This window comes from Saccharothrix hoggarensis, from assembly GCF_042678885.1.
Classification (GTDB): Bacteria; Actinomycetota; Actinomycetes; order Mycobacteriales; family Pseudonocardiaceae; genus Actinosynnema; species Actinosynnema hoggarensis.
Genome location: NZ_JBHTLK010000170.1, coordinates 1 through 15779, shown reverse-complemented (window position 1 = coordinate 15779; position 15779 = coordinate 1). Strand labels below are relative to the sequence as shown.

The 15779-nt window shown below is 75.1% G+C and carries 17 protein-coding genes; 7 read left to right on the top strand and 10 right to left on the bottom strand.

What is annotated here, in order from left to right:
• A partial coding sequence (locus tag ACFQ3T_RS26100; protein WP_380726856.1) for an EsaB/YukD family protein occupies positions 1 to 818 on the bottom strand: 818 nt, incomplete at its 3' end.
• Between the two features lie 111 nt (positions 819 to 929).
• Between ACFQ3T_RS26100 and ACFQ3T_RS26095 the strand changes: the two genes are divergently transcribed.
• The gene (locus tag ACFQ3T_RS26095) at positions 930 to 2729 is read left to right on the top strand and encodes a serine/threonine protein kinase (protein WP_380726854.1); all 1800 of its coding nucleotides are present in this window, start codon (positions 930 to 932) and stop codon (positions 2727 to 2729) included.
• Between the two features lie 49 nt (positions 2730 to 2778).
• Here ACFQ3T_RS26095 and ACFQ3T_RS26090 read toward each other — a convergent pair whose 3' ends face one another.
• From ACFQ3T_RS26090 to ACFQ3T_RS26065, 6 genes are all read right to left on the bottom strand, one after another.
• Positions 2779 to 3168: a VOC family protein gene (locus tag ACFQ3T_RS26090; protein ID WP_380726852.1), complete on the bottom strand. Its 390-nt coding sequence runs from the start codon at positions 3166 to 3168 to the stop codon at positions 2779 to 2781.
• On the bottom strand, positions 3165 to 3461 hold the full coding sequence (locus tag ACFQ3T_RS26085; protein ID WP_380726850.1) for an ArsR/SmtB family transcription factor: 297 nt from the start codon (positions 3459 to 3461) through the stop codon (positions 3165 to 3167). Before ACFQ3T_RS26085 ends, ACFQ3T_RS26090 begins: the two co-directional genes overlap by 4 nt.
• A 63-nt stretch (positions 3462 to 3524) precedes the next feature.
• Positions 3525 to 5615: a transglutaminaseTgpA domain-containing protein gene (locus tag ACFQ3T_RS26080; protein WP_380726848.1), complete on the bottom strand. Its 2091-nt coding sequence runs from the start codon at positions 5613 to 5615 to the stop codon at positions 3525 to 3527.
• A gap of 34 nt (positions 5616 to 5649) precedes the next feature.
• Positions 5650 to 6696 (bottom strand): DUF58 domain-containing protein, encoded by a 1047-nt coding sequence (locus tag ACFQ3T_RS26075; RefSeq protein WP_380726846.1) that lies wholly within the window; start codon positions 6694 to 6696, stop codon positions 5650 to 5652.
• A 3-nt stretch (positions 6697 to 6699) separates the two neighbouring features.
• Positions 6700 to 7650, bottom strand: coding sequence for an AAA family ATPase (locus ACFQ3T_RS26070; protein ID WP_380726844.1), 951 nt, complete (start codon positions 7648 to 7650; stop codon positions 6700 to 6702).
• Positions 7647 to 9473: a fibronectin type III domain-containing protein gene (locus ACFQ3T_RS26065; RefSeq protein ID WP_380726842.1), complete on the bottom strand. Its 1827-nt coding sequence runs from the start codon at positions 9471 to 9473 to the stop codon at positions 7647 to 7649. The genes ACFQ3T_RS26070 and ACFQ3T_RS26065 overlap by 4 nt, the downstream gene beginning before the upstream one ends.
• Positions 9474 to 9537: 64 nt before the next feature.
• Here ACFQ3T_RS26065 and ACFQ3T_RS26060 point away from each other — a divergent pair, with 64 nt between their 5' ends.
• On the top strand, positions 9538 to 9972 hold the full coding sequence (locus tag ACFQ3T_RS26060) for a hypothetical protein (protein WP_380726840.1): 435 nt from the start codon (positions 9538 to 9540) through the stop codon (positions 9970 to 9972).
• Here the strand turns inward: ACFQ3T_RS26060 and ACFQ3T_RS26055 are convergent.
• Positions 9959 to 11233, bottom strand: coding sequence for a sensor histidine kinase (locus ACFQ3T_RS26055; RefSeq protein ID WP_380726838.1), 1275 nt, complete (start codon positions 11231 to 11233; stop codon positions 9959 to 9961). The genes ACFQ3T_RS26060 and ACFQ3T_RS26055 overlap by 14 nt on opposite strands.
• Complete coding sequence (locus ACFQ3T_RS26050) at positions 11230 to 11892, bottom strand: response regulator transcription factor (RefSeq protein ID WP_380726836.1); 663 nt, start codon at positions 11890 to 11892, stop codon at positions 11230 to 11232. Before ACFQ3T_RS26050 ends, ACFQ3T_RS26055 begins: the two co-directional genes overlap by 4 nt.
• A gap of 40 nt (positions 11893 to 11932) precedes the next feature.
• Between ACFQ3T_RS26050 and ACFQ3T_RS26045 the strand changes: the two genes are divergently transcribed.
• From ACFQ3T_RS26045 to ACFQ3T_RS26030, 4 genes are read left to right on the top strand one after another with little or no spacing between them, the layout of a single operon-like run.
• Positions 11933 to 12613 (top strand): AfsR/SARP family transcriptional regulator, encoded by a 681-nt coding sequence (locus ACFQ3T_RS26045; protein WP_380726834.1) that lies wholly within the window; start codon positions 11933 to 11935, stop codon positions 12611 to 12613.
• The gene (locus ACFQ3T_RS26040) at positions 12613 to 13548 is read left to right on the top strand and encodes a type VII secretion protein EccE (RefSeq protein ID WP_380726858.1); all 936 of its coding nucleotides are present in this window, start codon (positions 12613 to 12615) and stop codon (positions 13546 to 13548) included. Before ACFQ3T_RS26045 ends, ACFQ3T_RS26040 begins: the two co-directional genes overlap by 1 nt.
• A complete protein-coding gene (locus ACFQ3T_RS26035; RefSeq protein WP_380726832.1) occupies positions 13545 to 14147 on the top strand; it encodes a helix-turn-helix transcriptional regulator in 603 nt (200 codons plus the stop codon). The genes ACFQ3T_RS26040 and ACFQ3T_RS26035 overlap by 4 nt, the downstream gene beginning before the upstream one ends.
• 46 nt (positions 14148 to 14193) lie before the next feature.
• On the top strand, positions 14194 to 14850 hold the full coding sequence (locus ACFQ3T_RS26030) for a response regulator transcription factor (RefSeq protein WP_380726830.1): 657 nt from the start codon (positions 14194 to 14196) through the stop codon (positions 14848 to 14850).
• Between the two features lie 17 nt (positions 14851 to 14867).
• Here the strand turns inward: ACFQ3T_RS26030 and ACFQ3T_RS26025 are convergent, their stop codons facing one another.
• Entirely contained in the window at positions 14868 to 15410 is a 543-nt protein-coding gene (locus tag ACFQ3T_RS26025; protein ID WP_380726828.1) for a hypothetical protein, read from the bottom strand.
• Positions 15411 to 15582: 172 nt separating this feature from the next.
• Between ACFQ3T_RS26025 and ACFQ3T_RS26020 the strand changes: the two genes are divergently transcribed.
• The coding region (locus ACFQ3T_RS26020; RefSeq protein ID WP_380726826.1) for a hypothetical protein at positions 15583 to 15779 on the top strand (197 nt) is incomplete at its 3' end.

The window sequence follows — 15779 nt, the reverse complement described above, 5'->3', positions numbered from 1 at the left end:
GCGGGAGGTGGACGGCCGCCTCTGGCTCGGGCGCAGCGTGCGCGTGCTGGCGGCGAGAAGACCAGTACCCCGCCCGCCACGACCGCCGCCGCCTCGACCCCGTCCAGCGCGTCGAGGAACGCCAGCCACGCGCCCGCCGTGCCGAGCAGCGAGGCCGTGGTCGCGCCGGTGATGCACACCGCGTGGTCCGCCACCCCGAGGAACGCCACCACCGCCGCCACCAGCACCGCCGAGCACGCCGACAGCACGTGCGGCGCGCCCAGGCCGTGGTCCGTGCCGAGCAGCAGCACCGCGCCGAGGCCCGCGAACGGCAACGCCGGCACGGCCACCGCCGCACCCGCCCCCGTGTCGCCGAAGGCCCGCGCCAGCACCACACCGGCCAGCAGCAGCACCGCCGCCACACCCCACGACCACCACGGCGATCCCAGGCGCGCCAACGGCACCAGGCCGAGCAGCACCAGCGCGTCGCCCGCCACCAGCCCCGCCAGCCGGGTGTGCCGCGGGCCCCACGTGCGGCCCAGGCCGGACGCGATCACGTCCACCAGGTCGTCGTACTCGAGCTCGGGCCACTCGGTCGTGCGGTGCGCGAGGTGCAGCACCTCGCCGTCGCGGACCCGGTGCGCGGCCAGCGTGCGGCCCGGTTCCAGCGCCGTGCCGTCCGGCACGCGCAGCAGCCAGCAGTCGTCGCCCGGCGGCTCGCCCGCGTGCCGGATCAGCCCCGGCAGCACCTCCGCCACCGACGAGTGCTCGGGCAGCGCCAGGTCGACGCGCCGGTGCGGTGCGGCGATGGTCACCCGCACCAGCCCTGTGGTGTTCATGCGCGTCACCCTGGGCCGGCGGCGGCGCCCGTGGAGCGGTCGCGGCAGCTACCGGACACAGGACCGGGCGGGTGGACGCGTTGCGGCACCGTGGGCACAATGAGGACCGCGATGGCCAACACTCACGGCAACCACCTCGTCCCGCTGGGCAGCGGTCCGACGACGTCGGTGTACGCGGGCCGCGGCGCCGCTTTCAAGGTGTTCCCGGCGGCGTTGGACCGTCGGACCAGGGCCGCGCTGGAACGCGAGATCGCCGCGTGGCGGCGGGTGCCGTTCACCCGGCTGGTGCACGGGGTGGAGGAGCTGGCCGACGGCGTGACGGCCGTGTGCTGCGAGCTGTGCGGCCACTCCCTGGCCGACCGGGTGCGCCGCGACGGCCCGCTGCCGATCGCCGAGGTGCTGGACCTGGGGCTGGTGCTGGCGGAGGCCTTGGCGGCGGCCCACGCGCTCGGTCTCGTCCACGGCGGCGTGACCGCGTCCAACGTGCTGATCCGGGCCACCGGCGAGACCGTGCTGGCCGACGGCGGGCTGGTGGCGCGGACCGCGTTCCCGGCGGACCCGCCGGTCGACTTCGCCGCGCCGGAGACGATCCGCGAGGCAGTACGCGACGCCCGCACCGACCTGTACGGGCTGGGCGCGGTGCTGTTCCTGGCCCTGACCGGCCACGTCCCGCACCCGGCGCGGATGGGGGAGTTGGCGGAGCAGCACCTGCTGCGCGTGCTGCACGCCCCCGTGCCCGACGTGGACCGCCCGGACGTGCCGCCGGGTCTGGCGGACCTGGTCCGCGCCTTGCTGTCACCCGACCCCGACGCCCGGCCCACCGACGCGGCGGCCCAGCTGTCACGTGTGGCCGGCTCGGGGTTCGACGACTTCGCCGACGCCACCCCGCCTTCCGCTTTCGCGCCCTTGGGCGCCTATCCGGCGGTGTCCGGCCCGGTGGTGTCCGGTCCTGTGGTCCCTGGCCCGACTGTGTCCGGCCCGGCGGGGTCCGGCGTGACGCTGCCCGGCGCACCCGGATCGCCTTTCGCCGGCCCACCCGCAGGTTCGCCCGGCACGCCTGATCCGCCTTCCGCCGGCCCGCCGGCGGGTTCGCCCGGTGGGCACGCCGAGTCGCCCGGTTCGCCTTCCGCCGGCCTGCCCGCAGGTTCGCCCGGTGCACTTGCCGGTGCGCCTGGTTCGCCCGCCGAGAGCTCACCCGCCGGTTCGACCGGTGTGACGCCTGGTGGGTCGTCCGTCGGGTGGTCCGGGGCGGCGGAACCCGGTCTGCCCACCGGTGGCTCGTCCGGCGGTGGCTCGTCCGGCGGTTCGCCCGGTGTGGTGCTGCCCGGTTCGCCTGCCGGCGGTTCGGGGTCGGAACCGGGTCGGCCTGGCGGCGTGCCTTTGCCGTCGATGACCGGTGGGCCGGTCTCGGGCGCGTCACCTCCCGACTACTTCGCCGTCCCGCCCGCACCGCCGGTGCGGTTGCCGCTGGCCGAGGTCAAGCCGGGCGACAAGAAGGACCGCAGCGGGAAGCTCGGCGTGGCAGCGGGGATCGTGGGCGCGCTGGCGCTGTTCGCCGCCGCGCCGTTCCTGCTGCTGAGCGAGGACCCGCCCGCCCCACCACCCACGCCGCCGACGGTGAGCGCGCCCCAGGCCGACGCCGTGCAGATCGAGATCGTGGACGCGGTCGACAAGGTGGACCACGTCGTGCTCACCTGGCGCAGTTCGGTCGACCTCGACTACCTGGTGATCGTGGCGCCCGAGGGGCAGCCCAACAGCCGCACGGTCGAGCTGCGCGACCTCACCATGGAGATCCCGGTCGAACCCGGCCGACGCTACTGCTTCGAGGTGCACGGCACCGACGGCTACCGCTCGTACGCCAGCGCGCCCAAGGGAATCCGCGAGGCCACCTGCGTCAAACCGCCCGCGTGAAGCCGCCCGCGTGAAGCCGCCCGCGTGAGTACGACCGCCTGAAGGGCGCCTACTTCATCGCGGCGATCTGGATCAGGTTGCCGCAGGTGTCGTCGAAGACGGCGACGACGACGGGGCCGTAGTCGGTCGCCTCCTGGGTGAACTCGACCCCCAGCGCCTTGAGCCGCTCGACCTCGGCGTGCACGTCGTCGACGGCGAACTGGGTGAACGGGATGCCGTCACCGACCAGGGCCTCCTTGAACGTGACCGCCGCCGGGTGGCCGGCCGGCTCCAGCAGCAGCTCCACGCCGTCCGGGTCGGCGGGGGACACGACGGTGAGCCAGCGGGCGCCGCCGGCGGGCTCGTCGGTCTTCTTGATGAACCCCAGCTTCTCGGTGTAGAACGCCAGCGCCTTGGCCTGGTCGTCCACGTAGACGCTGGTGAGGTTGATGCGGATCACGGGTTCGGTGCCTCTCGGTCGATGGGCCACCGCTCGACGATCGACCGCAGCGGGCTGGTGTCGAGGTGGTGGAACTTGTACCGGCCTTGCCGCCTGGTGCGCACCAGGCCGGCTTGTTCGAGCACCGCGAGGTGCTGCGAGATGGCCTGGCGCGTGGACGCCAAGCCGTGCTTCATGGCCAACCGACCGCAGATCTCGAACAACGTCTGACCGTCCCGGTCGGTCAGCTCGTCCAAGATGGCGCGTCGCGTCGCGTCACCGATCGCCTTGAACAGGTCGGGGTCAGCGTCCACCTCCACAGTTATAGGCAAGTCCCCACTTGCCTGTCAAGCCGGGGCACGACCGCCGCGCCGCTCTCAGTAGCGGAACAGCGCCCGGAGCCGTGCCTTGACCGGCCTGCGCGCCAGCCCCGAACGGACCGCGTCCACGGCCGCCCACGCCTGCGCGCGCGCGTCCACCCCGGCACCCGACCACATCGTGGCGTCCACCGCCACCGCAAGCCCGCCCAGGGCGTCCACAGTGGACCTGTCGACCACGGGACGCGCGGCGGCGGCGACGTCTCGCACGGTCATCGCCGCCGTCACCGCCACACCGTGCCGGCGCAACCGGTCGCGCACCTCGGCCCACGCGTCGGCGACCGTGCCGGACCGGCGACGCCGGCGCGACCGCACGGCCACCACCACGGGCGCCGCCAGGAACCACCCGATCGTGAGCAGGGCGAGCGCCACGAGCAACGCCGGCCACGGGAACGGCCCGGTGCCGGGCGGCGGTCCGGGCGCGGTCGGCGGCAGCTCGGGATCGGGCAGGTCCTCCACCGGGGGCAGGTTCTCCCGCTCCCGCTCGGTCACGTCGCCCAGCCCCGTCCCGTCGGACGACCCGCGCGTCCACCCCGTCGGGTCCAGCGCCACCCAGCCGACGCCCTCGACCGCCACCTCCGGCCACGCGAGCGCGTCCCGGTTGCGCACCACCGTGCCGCTCTCGGGCGCGGCGAACCCGACCACGAGCCGGGCCGGGATGCCGCGCAACCGGGCCAGCGCCACGTACGCGGCGGCGAACTGCTCGCTGGTGCCCCGCTTGTCGGTGAGCAGGAACCGCTCCAGCTGCGGCCAGCCGTGGCCGACCGGCATCGCGCCGTCGGTCACGAGCTCGTAGTTGTCCCGCAGGTACTTCTCCAGCACCATCGCGGTCTGGAACGACGACCGCATGTCCCGCACCGCGTCCTTGGCCAGCGCGTGGACCGCGGGCGGCGCCTCGCCGACGGACCCCATGCCGCCCGGCGCCCGCGGGTCCATCGCCCTGGCCCGCAACCCGGCCTCGTCGACGGTCGGCTCCCACCACCTCAGCGTGTACGCGGTCGCCGGTCGCTGGGTGAACAGCGTTCCCCGCTCCGGGTCGACGAGCGCGTCGACGCCGTCGACCGCGGCGGGCCACGTCTGGCTGGGCAGCCACGGGCCGTCCAGGCCGCGCAACGTGATCCGCGCCGAGCGCTCGGCCGGCACCGGCCCGGTGGACGGCAACCCGGTCGGCGGCAGGCCGGCGCCCATCCGCCTCAGCTCTCCGCCCGGGTGCCAGGTCACGCCGTCGAACCGGTCGAGCACCGCGATCGGCCACCGGTCCACCCGATCGGACGACGTGTACTCGAACACCGGGGTGTCCGGCTGCGCCAGCCGGGACGCCAGCTCGCCGAGCGGGCTCGCCACGCGGGGCACGTCGAGCGGCGCGTACTCGTTGGTGCGCAAGGACAACGGCGTGCCCGACGGCACGGTGCCCAGGACCACGGCGCCGACGACGCCGAGCGCGACGGCCACCCACGGGACGCCCCGGGCGACGAGCACCGCACCGCACGCGGCGAACGCGAGCGCCGCGACGACCGAGACGACGCCGGTCGCCGCCGCGTAGGCCTGGCTCAGCCCCGCCACGGCCAGCGCGGGCACCACCGCCACGAGCCGCGCGCGCAGCCGCAGCAGCAGTTCCGCCCCGAACACGGCGGCCGCCAGCACCAGCAGCGGCACGAAGGCGAGCAGCTCCGGATCGGGGCGGGCGGGCCACGTCGACTGGAGCACCAGCCGCCACGACTCGGTCGCGCCGGTCACCAGCGTGCCGAGCGGATCGGCCGGGCGCAGCGCCACCAACAGCCCCGCCAACCCCGCGACGACCACCGCCACGGCACGCCACGCGTCACGCTCGCGGGCGCGCAGCCACACCGCCACTCCCAGCGCCGGCAACGCCGTCGCGACCACCGGCAGCAGCAGGGAGAACCCGAACACGGGGACGAAGAGCAGGCCCGCGACCACCGCCGCCACGACCACGGCGACGACCGGTGCCGGGTGCGCGGGCGAACCACCGGCGGGACCCGCCGACCCGGCAAGAGCCGACCCGGCGGCAGCAGGCCCGGTGGCACCAGGGCCCGCGGGCACAGCGTGCTTCGGCGGCGCGGCGGTGATCATCGTTCGGCACCCTCTCCGGTGATCGCGATCCGGGTCACCCGACGGCCTCGTTCCACCGCCGCACGGCGCGTTCCGCGTCCGGCGCCCAGATCACCTTCGCCCCGACGACCTCGCCGGGGCCGCCGAGCGAGAACACCAGGTCCGGCCGCAGCGGCGCGATCGAGTCGAGCGGACCCGCCGTCACCACCGCGAGCCCGCCCGGCGGACGGGTCGGCAACGTGGCCTCCGGCCGCACCCGCACCACGCAGAGCTCGTCCAGCAACCGTCGCGCGCCGAGCACGCCGCCCCGCGCCGTCACGTCCACGCCGCACGGCGTGATCAGCCTGCCGTGCCGCCCGGAGACCACGGCGGCGTGCAGCAGCGACGCGGCGATCTCCACGGCCTCCTCGAACGCCCTGGCGTGCCGCGTGTCCAGCACCAGCGTGAACCGCGGCTGGTCGGGGTCGGCGTAGTCGCGCACCATCAGCCGGCCCGTTCGCGCGGTCGCCTTCCAGTGCACCAGGCGCACCTCGTCGCCGGGCACGTACTCGCGCACCTCCCGCAGGTCCAGCGAACCGCGCGGCGACCGGTCGGTGGTCGGACCGTCGTGGTGGTGCCGGCGGTAGCCCGCCTTGAACGGCCGTGCCGGGTGCAACCGGGGGTGCACCCACAACGTCACCGTGTCGCCCGTGTCCACGAGGTTGCGCACCAGGCCGAGCGGGTCGGCGCGCTCGATCGCCAGCGGTCCCACGGTGTGCTTGCCCCGGTCCGTCGTCGGAAGTTCGTAGCGGTGCACCGCGTCGGTCCGCACGACGACGCGGCGCACGTGCGCGCCGCACCGGTCCCGCGCGGTGAAGCCGCCGCCCGCGTTGCGGACCGCCAGCCGGGCCAGCGCGGGCCTGCCCCGCTCGACCCGGTCCGGGAAGACGTCCCGCCGCACGTCGACGGGCGGCCGGCGGGCGGCCACCGGGAACGCCGCGACGACCGCGCCCACCATCAACCCGGCCAACGCCTGGAACAGCGGGAAGCCGGCCAGGAACCCGCCCGCGCCGCACACCGCGGCCACGACGAGCACGGCGACGCCGCGTCCGGTCAACCGCACCGGTCAGCCCGCCGTGAGCGGTGCCGCGACGGAGCCGAGCACCTCCGCGACGACCTCGGCCGGCTGCTTCTGGTTCAGCTCCGCGTCGGGCGTCAGCACGATCCGGTGCGCCAGGACCGGCTCGGCCACGGCCTTGATGTCGTCGGGCGTGACGAACAGCCGCCCGTCGGTCGCCGCCAACGCCTGCGCGGCGCGCACCAGGGCGATGCTGCCGCGCGGGCTCGCGCCCCACCGGACGGCCGAGTGCTCGCGGGTCGCCGCCGCGATCCGGACCGCGTACTCGCAGATCGCGGGCGCGATGTGCGAGCCGCGGACCTCGGTGATCGCGTCCCGCAGGTCGGCCACGCCGATCACCGGCTCCAAGCCGTCCGGGCTGACCCGCGCGGCGTCGCTCATGACCACCAGCACCTCCGCGGCCAGGTCGGGGTAGCCGACCGACAGCCGCATCAGGAACCGGTCGAGCTGGGCCTCGGGCAGCCGGTAGGTGCCCTCCATCTCGATCGGGTTCTGCGTGGCCACGACCAGGAACGGGTGCGGCACGTCGTGCGCCGTCGAGTCGACCGTGACCCGCCGCTCCGACATCACCTCCAGCAGCGCCGACTGCGTCTTCGGCGTGCCGCGGTTGATCTCGTCGGCGAGCACCACGTTGGCGAACACGCCGCCGGGGTGGAACTCGAACCGCTCGGTCTTCTGGTGGTACACGGTCACGCCGGTGACGTCGCCGGGCAGCAGGTCCGGGGTGAACTGGATGCGGCTCCACGTGCCGCCGATGCTGCGCGCGAGGCACCGGGCCAGGGTGGTCTTGCCCAGGCCCGGCACGTCCTCGACGAGCAGGTGCCCCTCGGCCAGCATCGCCGCCACGGCGTACCGCACCACCTCGGGCTTGCCGCGCACCACGCGTTGCACGTTGTCGGCGATCGCCCGGTACGCCAGGGTCGACTTCGGGGCTGTCAACGGTCCTCCCAGTACAGGCGGTTCGAGACGACGCCGCCCGCGATGACCCAGACCTCCTGGCCCACACCGCCGAAGTGGAACCGCTCGGTGGTGACGTTCCCCGAGGCGTCGCTGCGGGAGGTGTGGGAGTTGAAGGCGGGCCACCTGGTCGAGTGCGGCACGATCTCGTACTCCGTGTTCGGCGCGAAACCGCGCATCTCGATCACGATCAGCGAGCAGTCCGGCGCCCGGCAGTCGTCGTTCAGGGTTTCCGTCCGGCCGCGCGAGATCGTGATCGTCGGCGGCTGGCTCGGCGTGGCGCTCGCCGTGGCGCCCGGACCCGCGCCGGCCGAGTTCTCCGCGACCACGGTGAACGTGTACGTCGTGCCGTTGGCCAGTCCCGTCGCGGTGAAGCCGGTCTGGCCGCCCGCCACGGTCGTGCCGCCGCCGTTCCACGAGATCCGGTAGGCGGTGACCGGCGCGCCGTTCGCGGCGGCCGCGCCCCAGGCGAGGGCGACCTGGCCGCTGCCGGGGGTCGCGGTGAGGCCGGCGGGTGCGCCGGGCGTGCTCGCCGGGACGACGACCGGCGGCACGGGCGCCTGCGTCCGCGGCTTCGGCTGGGGTTGCGGCTGAGGTTGTGGTTGTGGTTGCGGCAGCGGGTTCTCGGTCGGCTGCGGGACGACCGGAGGCGCCTGCGTCGGGGTGGTGGTCGTGGTCTCGGACGGCGGCGGTTCCGGCGTCCGGGAGCCGCCGATCCGGGTGCCGTCGACCGGGACCCGCGTCACCGTGCCCTCCGGCGCGACGACGAGCACGTTGCGGCCTTCGCCGCCCTCGACGTAGACGCGCTTGTCCTCGCCCTTCGTGAGGCGCGGCTCGCCGGCCTCGACGGGCACCGGCGTCGACTCCCGCTTGGTGCCGGAGCTGTCGTAGGTGAGCAGCGTGCCGCCGCGCTGGTCGAGGATCGCCACGGTGGAGCCGGTGGACTCGGGGCCGGTGTACTCGCCCGGCGCGAGCCGCACCACGACGTCCCGCGCGGCGGGCCGCTCGCCGACCACGTCCGCCGTGTCGACCAGGTAGAGCGTGCCCGCCGGGTCGAGCAGCGGCACGCGACCGGTGACGTCGGCCGCGCCGACCTTCGTGGTGTCCGGGAGCTTCGTGGAGAGTTCCTTCAGCCGGCCGAGGCCGCCCGGGGTGACCAGCTGCATGGTGTCGGCCGTCGTGTCGACGAAGACCGGCTGGTCGCCGACGACCGTCAACCCGCCCGAGTGGCCCGCCGGCACCGCGGCCGGGCACGACGGCGTGGTGGTGCCCTTGGGCAGCTGGCACAGGTTCCCGGTCTCGGTGGCGTGCAGCCACAGCGTGCCGTCGCCGGTGACGACGGGGTTGCCGAGCTTCTGGTTGATCGGGACGTGCGCGCGGTCCTCGCCGAGCCGGACGACCTGGCCCGCCTCGCGGTAGACGAGGTACGCGCCGCCCGCGACCTCCAGCACCACCGGCGTCTCCCGGTCGGTCGGCGCGGCGGTCGTCCCCTCGACCCGCAGCGTCGACTTGCCGAACTCGGTGTACTTGCCGCGGCCCACGACGTAGCCGCTGGTGTCGCTCTGCACCACCAGGCTGCCCCGGTCGGCCCCCGGCATCGCGACCTCGGCGTTGACCTGGTTGGTCTCGCCGTCGATGTGGAACACCTTGCCCAGGTGGGAGTTCAGCACCCAGTGCCCGGACTGCAGCAGTTCCAGCTTCGGCGTGCCGGCCGCGCCTCCCACGGCGAGACCGACGACGGCGACGCACCCGGCGGTGAGCAGGGCCACCGGCACGCGGCCCCGCCATCTCGCGGTGATTCCCATGTCTGAGACCCCCTAGTCTGCAATCACGTAGCGTATGGCACCCGATACAGAAACGGTCCACGTCTTGACTCGTCCGCGGTTCCTGCTGCTGCTCGGCGCGCCGATGGTGGTCGCGGTGCTCGTCCTCACGCTCGCCCTGAGCGGCGAGCGCGACGTGCCACTCGCCGGGCTGCCCACGTCACCGACGCTCGTCGCGTCCCTGCGACTGGAGCCGGCGTTGCCCAAGGCGGGGCAGGAAGTTGTGGTGCACATCACACTCGCCGCCGACCGGCCGGTGACGCCGAGCGGGTTGACCGTGGAGGCCGTGCACCTCGGCACGGGCGACTCGCACCACTTCCCCGAGCTGCGCGACCACGAGGTCGGCACGACCGAGCAGGAGATCAGCCTCCAGCGCGTCTTCGACGTGCCCGGCGAGTACAACTACTACCTCGCGTACCGCATGGACGACCGCTCGCCGTGGACCGGCCTGCGCCCGTGGGAGACGTTCACGGTCCGCTGACCGGCAGGCTCAGCTCGAAGATCGCGCCGCCCTCGTCGGCGTTGAACACCCGCAGCGTGCCGCCGTGCGCGAGGGCCACCCACCGCACGATCGACAGGCCCAGCCCCGACGACGCGCCGGAGCCGGTGAACCGGTCGAACGCCCGCTCGGCCGCCTCCGGGTCGATGCCCGGACCGTTGTCCGCCACGGTGACCCGGCCGTCGGCGACGGTGATGTGCACGATCGCCTCGCCGTCCGCGCGCCGACCGTGCCGCAGGGCGTTGGCCAGCAGGTTGCCGACGGCGCGGTGCAGGAGGCTCGGGTCGGCGCGCACGATCGTGGGCGCGGCCGTGACGGTGACCCGCGTGTCCGGCGCGGGCGTGTCCTCGACGACGCCGGCCACGAGCTGGTCCAGCCACACGGGTTGGATCGCCAGCTGCTCGACGCCCGCCGCCAGCCGGGCCCGCACCAGCAGCCCGTCGATGATGCCGCCCATCCGGGCCGCGAGGCCCACCGTGCGCGGCAGCAGCTCCGCCTGCTGGTCGGGGTGCTGCATCGCGGTCTCGGCGAGCATCCGCAGCGCCGCCACCGGTGTCCGCAGGTCGTGCGCGGTCTCGGCGAGCAGCACCTCCTGCTGTTCCAACGCCGCCGCCGCCGGCCGGATCGCGCGTCCCGCCAGCACGTGCCCGGCGAGGCCGAGCGCGACCACCAGGACCAGGCAGCCGCCCACCACCCGCCACACCGTCGCCTGGTGCTCGGCGCGCGTCGGGCCGAGGTCGTGCACCGCGACGATCGCGCCGATCACCTCGCCCTCCGGCGTGCGCAGCGGCTCGGCCCGCACCCGCAGGTCGCCGACCGGACCCGTCACCGTGCCCTCGGCGACGGCCTTCGCGGCCAACCCGCTGAGCACGGTCAGGTCCGCGTCGACGCACGACTTCTCGCTCAGGTGGCCGCGGAACTCGCGGTCCGCGCCGCCGGGCAGGACCGCGAACCGCGGGCATTCCCGGTTCACCGGGTCCAGCACCAGGTCGGCGGTGACCAGCGAGTCCTCGTACCGGATCAACCGGCTCACCACCGCCGTGACCCGGTGCAGCTCGGCGTCCAGCTCGTCGATGCCCTGGTCGCGGTCCTCCCGCAGCACCAGCACGGCGAGCACCAGCAGCCCGGCCGTGTTCATCGCCGTGAACAGGACGGTGAGCAGCAGCCGCAACGAGCGCAGCCGCGCCGCCGACCCGCTCAGCCGCGCCCGGCCGCCCGGTGTGGTGGACCCGCCGCCGCTCACGACGTGCCCAGGCGGTAGCCGTGGCCGTGCACGGTGTGGATCAGGTCCGGGCCGTGCAGCTTGCGCCGCAACCGCTTCACCACGGCCTCGACCACGTTGGCCACCGGGTCGGACCCGGCGTCCCAGCAGTGCTCGATCAGGTCCGTCCGGGTGACGACCTGCCCGGCGCGCGACGCCAGGTACTCCAGCACCGCGAACTCCCTGGCGGACAACGTGAGCAGCACCCCGCCGCGCCGCACCTCGTGCCGGATCGGGTCCACCTCCAGGTCGCCGTGGCGCAGCACCGCCGGCCGGGCCGCGCCGGTCGGGCGGCACAGCCGGAGCACGCGGGCCACCAGCTCCTCGACGGCGAACGGCTTGACCAGGTAGTCGTCGCCGCCGTGGGCGAAGCCCGCGACCCGGTCGTCCACGGTGTCGCGGGCGGTGAGGAACAGGACGGGTGTCGTCCACCCGAGGCCGCGCCGCCGCTGGACGTCCTCGATGGCGTCGCCGTCGGGCAGCATCCGGTCGTACACGACGCACGCGTAGCCGTGCTCGGCGAACGCCCGGCCGGCGGTGGCGATGTCCGGCGCGGTGTGGACGTCCAGCCCGGCTCCGCGCAGGGCGCCGGCGACCGCCACCCGCAGGTTCTCGTCGTCCTCCACCACCATCACCCGCATGTCATCAAAACCTCATGTGTCGTGACGGATCGTTGCCGGTGTGATCTTCCGAGTCCTCGGCCCGCAAGCCGGCCCCCGCAAGCCCGCCACCCTCCTGGCCGCACTGCTCCTGCACGCTAACGCGTGGGTGAGCCTAGACGAGCTGATCGACGAGATCTGGCAGGAACAGGCCGTCCCCGCGTCGGCGGACCGCAACGTGCGCACGTACGTCTGGCAGCTGCGGCGGGCGTTGCCGCCGGGCCGGATCGACGCCCGGCCGCGCGCCTACCGCCTGCGCGTCGAGCGGGGCGAGCTGGACGCCGACGTGGCCCGGTCGCTGCTGGACCGGTCCGCGCACGCGTCACCCGCCGACGCCGTCACCCACCTGACCTGCGCGCTGGACCTGTGGCGCGGCAGGCCGTTCGAGGAGTTGAGGTCGGAGACGGCCGCGCCTTCCGCGGCCCGGCTGCACGAGCTGCGGTGGGACCTGCGGGAGCGGTTGGCGGACGCGTACACGGCGTTGGGGCGGCACGGCGACGCGATCGGGGTGCTGCGCGCGCTGACCGCCGAGGACCCGATGCGCGAGGACACCTGGGCGCGGCTCGTGCGGGCGCTGCACACGGCCGGACGTCGGGCCAACGCCCTGTCGGAGTACCGGCGCGCGTGCGCCCTGCTGGCCGCCGAGCTGGGCGTGGAGCCCGGTCCGGAACTGGTCCGGGCACGGCGGGAGGTGGCGGCGTGATGGCGGGTGCGGCGTTGGACGGGGCCGCGTTGGGCGGGCCTGCGTCGGGCGGGTCGGGGTCGGGTGGGCTTGCGATCCGGTTCGTCTGCGCGCAGCTGACCGTGCCGGCCGCGCTGGTCGGCGTCGGCGAGCCGTGGCCCGTCGCGGCGGCGCTGTGGACGTCGTCGGCGGTCGTGCTGGTGCTCTCGGTGGGGCGGTGGCGTCGGCGGTGGTTGTCGGAGTGGTGCGGCCGGTACCTGGCGTTCCGGGTGCGGCGACGTCGGCGCGGTGCGCTGCTGGACGTCGTCGCCCCCGGCGCGTGGGTCGACGGCGACCGCGTGCACGGGCCCGGAGGGGTGGTTTCCGTGCTGCGGCCCCGGATCGCGTCACCCAAGGCGCTCGCCGGGCTGACCGGCCCCGACCTGCGGATCGTGGTGCACGCGGGCCGCGGGCAGATCCGCCGCCCCCGCGCCTGGGTGGCGGTGCACGCGCGCCGCACCCCGGAGCTGTGGCACGACGACGAGCTGGTGCGGGTGCTCGGCAACTCGACCCGCCGCGCGCTGCGGGAGCTGCGGCGGCGAGCCGTGGCCGCCGACCCGCTCGCCGACGACGAGCTGGTCGCCACGATCACCGCCCTCGCGCACGTCACCGGTGACCGCGAGGTCCGCGAGGGCTGGCGCTTCTGGCACAGCGGACCCGTCGCGCAGGCCTGCTTCCGGCTGCCCGGCGCGACGGCCCGCACCGCACTGGACTGGCTGATCACCGCCGCGCCGGGGGTCGCGGTGACCGTGGCGCTGGGCGACGGCGCGGACGCCGTGCTGCGCGTCGCGGGCGCCACCGAGGCGGCGGTGGACGCGGCGGTCGGCGTGATCACCGCGCACGTGCCGCTGGAACGACTGGACGGACTGCACTCCCGGGGCGTCGCCGCCTCGCTGCTCATCGGAGGTGTTCTGTGACGAAACCGCTGTCGGTGGTGAAACCGCCGTCGCTGCTCCCGACCGGGGTCGACGCGCTGCTGGCGCAGGCCCGCGCCGAGGTCGTCGTGATGGCCGCCGGCGGGACGTCCCTGCGCCGGGTCGACCTCGCGAACCTGCGGCGCGGCGTGCGGTACCGCGTGCTGCTGCCGGACGAGCTGCGGTCCGCCGCGCCCGGCCTCGCGCCCGCGCAGGTCCGGACGCTGCCGCACGTGCCGATGGATGCCGTGGTGGTGGACGGTGTCGCGGCCGTGCTGCCCGCCGAACGGGGCGTGGCCGTGTTCCGGCTGCCCAGCGTGGTGCGGGCGGCGGTGGAGCTGTTCGAGCGGCTGTGGCCGGAGGCGGTGGCCGCGTTCGACGTGTCCGACGCGCCGTGCGAGCTGTCGCGCCGGGAGCGGGAGCTCCTGACGCTGCTGTTCGCGGGCAGCACGGACGAGAGCGCCGCGGCGCGGCTGGACGTGTCCGTGCGCACGGTGCGGCGGATGGTCGCGGACATCATGAACCGCCTCGGCGCGCGCAGCCGGTTCCAGGCGGGGGCGAAGGCCGCCGACCGCGGCTGGCTGCTCCAGCGCGCCGGGTGACCCGGAAGTGCGGCACGGGGCCGCGGGGCATGGCTACGGTGGTGCGGTGCGCATCCTGGTGATGGAGGACGACGAGACCCTGCTCCTCACGGTGGCGATCACGCTGCGCGGCGCGGGTTTCGCCGTCGACCCGGTGACCGACCTGGCCGCCGCGGACGAGGCGCTGTCGGTCAACTCCTACGACTGCGCGGTGCTGGACCGCAAGGTTCCCGGCGGTGACGCGCTGGACTACGTCCGGCACCGCCGCCGGGCCGGTCTGCGGGTGCCGGTGCTGTTCCTCACCGCGCTGGGCGGCATCGGCGACCGGGTGGACGGCCTGGAGGTCGGCGACGACTACCTGGTGAAGCCGTTCGCGGCGGAGGAGCTGGTGGTGCGGGTGCGCCGGCTGTGCCACATCCGGGAGGTCGACCGGCCCGCCGTGCTGCGGTACGCGGACGTGGAGCTGGACTCCGCCACGCGCGAGGTGCGCCGGGGCGGGGTGCTGCTCACGTTGACGCGTCGGCAGTACCTGGTGCTGGAGCTGCTGCTGGCCAACGCGGGCCGGGCGGTGAGCCGGGCGGACCTGATCGCGCACGCGTGGGACGACGAGTTCGCGCGGCCGGCGACGAACGTGCTGGACGTGATGGTGGCGCAGCTGCGGCGCAAGCTGCACCAGCCGCCGCTGATCCAGACCGTGCGCGAGGTCGGGTACCGCATCGGCTGACCGGCGCCGGGTCGACGTCATCCGCTGACGAGCCGCAGGACCGCCGTGCCGCCGCCGACCCCGGCGAGCTGGACGGCGAACACGCCGACGCGCGGCTGCGGCGGCTCGCCGAGCTCGGCGGGGCACAGCATGCCGCCGCCGCCGGCGACGAACAGCGTGGTGCAGCTGCCTTTCAGGGTGCCGCTGCCGCCGCCCACGGGCAGGGTGGCGTCGAACTCGACGCCGTCCGGCAGCACCTCCCGCACGGAGAACGTCCCGGACCCGGCGGAACCGCCCCACGTGATGTCGACCGGGCCGGACACCGCCACCTCGCAGATCCCGTCGGCGCAGGCGGCGTAGTCCGCGCCGTCCGCGGCCGTGGGCGTCGCGGTGGTGGTCGTCGTGGCCGAGGTGCTGCTCGGCACGGGGGTGCGCGCCGGGGTGCTCGCGGCCACCGGGGTGCTCGCGGCCACCAGGGTGCTCGCGGGCACGGCCGTGCCGGACACGGTGGCGCAACCCGAGGCGGCGAGCGCGGCGACGAGTGCCGCCACCAGCTTTCCGTCCACAGTGGATGGTGTCATGCCCGTTCCCCGTTCCCTCGCGTCACGGGGCAAAGCTCGCAGACCACGACCGCCGTTCCCCTTGGCGCGGCCGGAAGCTGCCACCGGCCCCTCGCGCGCACCCGCCGTCACTACGGTCGGTGACGTGACCGAAGTGGTGGCGGGGAAGCGGAGAACGGACGTGGGAGGGCTGATGGGACTGTCAGAGCGCGGTGCCGCCGGCGCCGACCGCGCGAAGGCCGCGGTGACGCGGCTGCTGGACGTGGCGGGGCCGGACCTGTACCGCCGCAACCCGTTCCGCGTCACCGGGTTGGCGACCGACGCGTCGCCGCGCGAGGTGCGGGCGCGCCGCCAGCTGTCGGTGGGCGTCGGCGACCTGCTCGGCGCCGC

Bases quoted from the DNA above. Each gene is read 5' to 3' on its own strand.
- ACFQ3T_RS26065 (WP_380726842.1), bottom strand. From the start codon at position 9,473: ATGGGAATCACCGCGAGATGGCGGGGCCGCGTGCCGGTGGCCCTGCTC.
- ACFQ3T_RS26040 (WP_380726858.1), top strand. From the start codon at position 12,613: ATGGCGGGTGCGGCGTTGGACGGGGCCGCGTTGGGCGGGCCTGCGTCG.
- ACFQ3T_RS26050 (WP_380726836.1), bottom strand. From the start codon at position 11,892: ATGCGGGTGATGGTGGTGGAGGACGACGAGAACCTGCGGGTGGCGGTC.
- ACFQ3T_RS26095 (WP_380726854.1), top strand. From the start codon at position 930: ATGGCCAACACTCACGGCAACCACCTCGTCCCGCTGGGCAGCGGTCCG.
- ACFQ3T_RS26025 (WP_380726828.1), bottom strand. From the start codon at position 15,410: ATGACACCATCCACTGTGGACGGAAAGCTGGTGGCGGCACTCGTCGCC.
- ACFQ3T_RS26080 (WP_380726848.1), bottom strand. From the start codon at position 5,615: ATGATCACCGCCGCGCCGCCGAAGCACGCTGTGCCCGCGGGCCCTGGT.